This is a genomic window from Limosilactobacillus avistercoris, from assembly GCF_014836425.1.
Classification (GTDB): domain Bacteria; phylum Bacillota; class Bacilli; order Lactobacillales; family Lactobacillaceae; genus Limosilactobacillus; species Limosilactobacillus agrestimuris.
In genome coordinates this window covers 1-6,114 of the sequence record NZ_JACSQW010000038.1, presented here as the reverse complement: position 1 = coordinate 6,114, position 6,114 = coordinate 1, and the positions used below count along the sequence as shown (strand labels likewise).

The window sequence follows — 6,114 nt, the reverse complement described above, 5'->3', positions numbered from 1 at the left end:
TTTTTAGTTTAAACGTAAAAATCTGGTATTGGTATAGAAAGTGAAATTTCTATATCAACACCAGATATTGTAGAGCCCAAATAAACACACAGAAATCCTAATGTGTTTCTGTGTGTTTGAGAGAAAATACAAGAGGTCATATAGGTTGATATATCAACGTTTTAACGTGATATTTTGTGTGTTTGAAATCAATTTTTTGCTTACTTTTAAACAAAAGTCAGTGACTGTTGTCCTACTTATCATCATTTGATAAGTGGGGCATTTTTTGTTTCTGCTTGTTGCCACAAAAAGAAATGCTGAAATCCAAACGGAGCAGTCTGTTTGGGACGTGTTGTTACTTATGCGGAAATCATAAGTAAATCGGCTGGGGAATCTCAATAGGTGACCTTGAATGCTAATCTCAAGGTACTCACCATTTTGAATGAAACAGACGATACCGCGACAGGGTGAAGGGAAGCATTACAGGCGTCCCTCCAAGCTATAAAATGTATGACAAACTTTTGTTGTTATACGTTTTTAATTGCTTGCAAGTTAGTTACTGCGTAGTATATAATATAATTAACAAATTGGTATATACCAATTAATGCTGAGCAGAAAATAACCCGACGATTCATAAATTTATTTTGCCGGGACGGCAAACATGAGGGGTTCATTGCACGATGAAGCCGTTAAAGGATAAGCTAATTCAAAGTCGACTTGATAAAGATGAATTAGCAGATTTTGATAAAGTGAAGAAACTGCTCGATGTGAAGAGTAATTCTGTTGCAATTCGGCAGATGATTAAAGATGAAATCATGTTAGAGAAAGCCAGAAATTAATGGAAGCAAGGTAATACTGACGTTGTATCAGCGTTATTAACCAAGCTGTCTGATGAAGGTCGCCTACCATTGTCAGAGGCGTTGATGGGAATTACAGATACTAAAACATCATCACAATTGAGTATCTTACAAAATCAGTTCGCCGATATTCAATCACAGTTAGAAAGTATTATGTATTCAGTGACAAAAATGGGTAATAACTTGAATCAAGTTGCTAAAGTGATGAATACAGCGGTAAAGGAAGATGAGGATTTGACTGATTCAGACTTATGGAAGTGGATTGCATCCCAACTGTTTGAGAATTCTCGTTATTTGTCAGTGCTCAAGAAGAAAGTACACGATTTTAAGATTGAAGTTGGTCTTGAGAAAAAGGACGATGAAACACATGTCTATCCTTCAGACGCACGCATGTCAGTCTAGCTATAATCGGCTTAAATATGTTTTTAACGAGCCTGTGCATTCCTACAAGAAAACTGATAAGCGAGTTTTAGTTACCACCGGCTTTAATAGCAGAATGCTGCATGATAACGATGATAGAATTTCAGCTACTCAAAACGGAGCCTACCTGGAAAAGCAATTTAGAACTACTTTGAAACGTGCTCACAACCCGAAGCGACATTATCAAGCTCAAACCGTCATTATATCCTTTGATCCATCTGAATTCGATCCATCGAATTTACAAAATCAATCCCAACAGGCATTACAGCTGGTACAGCACTATGTCTGTGAACATTTTGCTGATTGCTAGTCAGTGATCGCAGTTTAGGCAGATGGTGAAGGTGGGAAGCTTCACGCACACGTCGTAATGAATACAATCAAAACTAACGGGAAAACGGTTGCTACTAATCGTTTTAACATCAACAAGCTCCGCAAAGACTTTGATCATGAAATGCAAAATAATTACTAAAAAGTAACCAGTCGTCAGTGGACCAACCCAATACATAACAAAACCGATCGTAAAGACTGACGACCAAATCAGAATGGTAATACCAATTAAAAGAGCTAATTACCCAAATTAAGGCAAAAGTTGATAACATTGCTGACTTCTTGAAGCAGCTTGAACAATACGGTGTGATGGTTACCGAACAGAAAAGAGGCAACGCGTGGACATATCATCAAGTGGTTAACACTAAGACTGGTTGTCGTGAATTAAAGATCCGGGACTTTTACCAACGAGTAGATAAAAAGTCAGGAGAAATCAAGACAACCTGTGGTCTAGGTCAATCATTCTCTAAGGCAGCAATTGAAGATTACTTTAATAAGAAGAAAGAAAATGAAAAGGAGCACTATAGTGATGGACGAAGAGAAAGCGACGGAATCGAACGAATTAAAACCCTGGCAGAAGATTCTAGGGCAAGAACAAGGCGACAACGACAAATTAACCAAATTGCTCAACAACAGCTCAAAGAAGCCGTTAATGAAGAAAAGAGAAAAGCATCTAAGCGAAAAACTCGACTATCTGATCAAAAACAACGTCAAACCAGAGGAACTAAGCGAATTAGTCGACAAGCTACAAAACCTAAGCGACAAGGTCGACCAAAACAATCAAGACGTCCAAGAGAAGTTGAGGGCCCAGAACTCTAATGTCCTTAAAGCCGTGTCCGATGCGCAGGCAATCGGATATTATGATGGGTTAGTCGGTCGTGTTGATACTCTTACTCAAAAGGTAGATGGTCTTGAAGCTGATATTAACTTACGTGAGCAAAATTTAGACCAGAAAATGCAGGAATGCGTGGCGAAAGTTGCTGACTTAAACCAGGTTGGTAAGTACCTTAAACACTATACGCGAACGGTAAATAACCGTTTAGTACCGACTCTTCGTAATTTAATCCTTACAATTCGGGGTGGCATTACCCACCATACGGAAGAAGTAACCAATGACGTGTACCAACATTTTAAGGATGATACGAGGCAGATAATTGACGAAATTGTTAAATCAACGGTTAATCAGCGTTTTAAGCAAGATCGTGAGGACGCACAACAGGCTAGCTTAAGTGCACAAGTGAGTGCAAAAGCTAGTCAGCAAAACGTTGATGCAATGACGGTGCTACTTGATAGCTTTGTAAAATTTATGCTGCTGATTGGAATTGAAATGGTAATAGCATTGACAGTTGTTTCTATTACTCCTGGTTGGTGGAAAGTACCGGCAGCACTGGTTTTAATTTTCGCGTGCGGCTTGAGTGACGTTAAGTATTATCAAAAGAAGGTGATCGGCAATGTCATTTAGTATTCACATGGCAAATGATGAACAGCTTGATAGTTTATTACGTTCAAATAAGCGAATTCCATCGTGGCGGATTGCCAATACGCAATCAGCACGGGAGCGTAAGAGGATTCATCAACTTTAGTTACACCGTCAACAACTAGAACGGGATAAGGAAACCGAAATTAAGCGGAAAAGACAACGAAGAACCATCTCTGTATCAAAGATTCAAGCTAAAAAGTCAGTACTTCATGAAGGAAACGACTTAGAGTTATAATTTGAATTTAAACATTATTTCTAGTACCACAATATATGAAAAGAGATTAGCCTTTGCGGTTAGTTTCTTTTACTATCTGATAAGTTAACTGCAAACAGAAAAACCGCCCGGCTCGAGAGCCAAGCGGTCGTCAAAGTCGCTAAACTGTGCTATAATATTACCAGATTGAAGAAATATTATACTCAACAATCAGGCTGATAGCTTATAGGCTGATAGCTTAACGGTAGCGTTATTGTTCTGGTGTACTGCAATACACCACTAGTTATTAAATTTGGGAGGTAAAAATAACGATGAAGCGACCTGAATTTTTAGAAACTAAGCGGACACCGCGTTATAGTTTACGTAAGCTTAACGTTGGTGTGGCTTCCGTATTATTAGGAGTAACCATTTTTGGAATTAACTTTACAAATCATTCTGTAAAGGCAGCAACAAAGGCAGCAACCACAGTAGAAAGCGCTGGAATTCCCAATGGTTCACCTAGTTCACAAAACAGTAATTCGCAACAAACTTTTGTATTGAAAACTAATAATCAGAAAACAACTAGTGCAACAGAAGAAGTTCAACAAAGTAGTGCAAGTAACAATGATAATCCTGCGACAACCTTACAATCTGCACCAAAGACGCAAGGTAACGCTGACACTGATATTAATTCATTAGCAGCTACAGTAGATCAAAATAACACTAATGCTCAGAAAGCAACTAGTGCAAAAGAAAAAGTTCGACAAAGTAGTGGAAGTAACAATGCAACAGCTACTAATCCTACAGAAGCTGCGATAACCTCACAATCTGCACCAAAGACGCAAAGTAGCGCTGACACTGATATTAGATCATTAGATATTAGATCATTAACAGCTATATCAGCAGCTAAATTAGCAACTATGAATTTAACGCAAACTAATGGTATTAATGGTACTGATACTGGCAGAACTGCAGCAGGTACATCTGGTAGTAACAGAAGTGCAGCAGCTACAGTAACTCCAGATAACATTAATGATCAGCCAGCTAAAGAAAATCAAAAATTGGCCAATGAGCATAATCTGTCTTCTTCAGATAACTACAGTTCTAATATCTATAAAGGTACAGATGGAAAGTATTACAAGATTGTAACTATTTATGGTAATGACTACGTTTACCGTGCTGCTGATATTCAAGCTAGTGGTGCTAATTTGCTGGGGTATCCTAAACAAACAGCTGAAGATATTAAAAATAATATCAATATTTCTAAAGAAGATTTAGGAAATGGTAAGACCCGTTGGACTGTTGTTTTCTTCCCTAATAATGGATTACAAAATTATCACGGTACATTACATGGGTTAAGTAATGCAAAATTTGGTATTGCTCTCACTTCTGACTACCAAATCGTTGGTAATGTTGACATGGACGTAATTAGTGATCCTAAACAATCATTTGTGTCTCATACATTTAAGGACAATAGTAATAGGGCTACTGACATTCCAGTACAAAATCCATCACCTAAAGTGAAGTTTTCATTTAATCCTAACACAGATGTTGATGAAGATACTGGTTTAATTAATAGTAAAACTATGCCAGCTTATAACAATAAATATTTGCAAGGCCCATACTATTTCACTACTGCTACTAGTGCTGGTACTAATAACTTATGGCAGACTTACTTTAAAGATGCTGATGAACGTAAGAATGCATATGATGGTACGACCCCTTATCTAGGTGGCAATCATGACTTTCATGTTAATACTTTTAAAATTGCAAATGAAACTGGAGTTGACGGTGCAAAATATGCAGATTCAATCATTTATGACAAACGGGGTGGAGTTAATGGCGTATTTAACAGTGTTAACTTTAACCAAGCAATGGAATTTAAGTCACAAGGTTACACTGGTAATGGCCAATCACAATTTTCTTCTTATGTTATTTCCTTTACTACGCAACACACAGACTCTCATGAAGTAGAATTAACTACAGGTTCGAAAAATCAACAATTCTCAGGAATCTCAGCTAATATTTATTCTTTTCAGAATGACTACTATAACATGATGTCTAGCTTATATGGTGAGCAGAGAGCGCTGGATCCAGCTGGTGCAACAGTAGAAGCTAAAAAAATTATTCCTCATTGGGGTGATGTCAAGCCTTATATGGATAAGATTAAGCAAGACTATTTAAATAATGCTCAAATTAATGTTTTGCGGAATAAAATTCTAAATAACATTACACACCCTGATGCTTTAAATAACATTGTTAGTGAAGGAAATTCCTTAAACGATGCTATGAAAAAGCTTGGTAATAGTATCGGACAGTATGATTCTGATGGCAGTTTTGCTGAACACAAGGAAGATACAACAAAGGCATCTAATCGCTATAAATACGCAAATCCAGATAAAAAGGCAGCTTATGACAAGGCAACTAAAGTAACTAAAGCTTTGATTAACAAAAATACAGGTACCTATGCAGATCAAGCGACGGTAGAAACGCTTACTGATAACGAAAATGAGGCATGGTCTGCTCTTGATGGTGTGAAGCCCGACGCTGAGAAGATCGCACCAAATGTTCCAGCAACCCCTGTACCAGTAGCAGATACCAGCAACGTAACTAAAGATGAACAAGCTAAAGTTCAGAAGAATGTGGAAGACGCTAACAAGGATAAATTCCCAGCTGGCACAGTTGTTACAGTAGATGATAAGGGTAACGCAACGATTACCTACCCAGATAAGACTAAGTCAACTGATACAATCCCAGGTAGCAAGTTGGTACGTCAAGAAACCGACGCTGAGAAGATCGCACCAAATGTTCCAGCAACCCCTGTACCAGTAGCAGATACCAGCAACGTAACTAAAGAT

At 37.9% G+C, this 6,114-nt stretch carries 6 protein-coding genes; all 6 read left to right on the top strand.

The window, feature by feature from the left end; translation table 11 throughout:
• Positions 1-659: 659 nt before the first annotated feature.
• Positions 660-818, top strand: coding sequence for a hypothetical protein (locus tag H9564_RS09230; RefSeq protein WP_225209642.1), 159 nt, complete (start codon positions 660-662; stop codon positions 816-818).
• Between the two features lie 69 nt (positions 819-887).
• Positions 888-1,238 carry a plasmid mobilization relaxosome protein MobC gene (mobC, locus tag H9564_RS09225; RefSeq protein WP_225209641.1) on the top strand — a complete coding sequence of 117 codons (351 nt, stop codon included), beginning with the start codon at positions 888-890 and terminating at the stop codon, positions 1,236-1,238.
• Positions 1,239-1,865: 627 nt separating this feature from the next.
• Positions 1,866-2,402, top strand: coding sequence for a hypothetical protein (locus H9564_RS09220; RefSeq protein WP_225209640.1), 537 nt, complete (start codon positions 1,866-1,868; stop codon positions 2,400-2,402).
• Positions 2,383-3,045, top strand: a complete 663-nt coding sequence (locus tag H9564_RS08810; RefSeq protein ID WP_191685098.1) for a hypothetical protein — start codon at positions 2,383-2,385, stop codon at positions 3,043-3,045. The genes H9564_RS09220 and H9564_RS08810 overlap by 20 nt, the downstream gene beginning before the upstream one ends.
• Positions 3,035-3,166, top strand: coding sequence for a hypothetical protein (locus tag H9564_RS09290; protein WP_263600666.1), 132 nt, complete (start codon positions 3,035-3,037; stop codon positions 3,164-3,166). The genes H9564_RS08810 and H9564_RS09290 overlap by 11 nt, the downstream gene beginning before the upstream one ends.
• Positions 3,167-3,588: 422 nt before the next feature.
• Positions 3,589-6,114: LEA family epithelial adhesin (locus H9564_RS08800; protein ID WP_191685097.1), on the top strand; the 2,526-nt coding region annotated here is incomplete at its 3' end.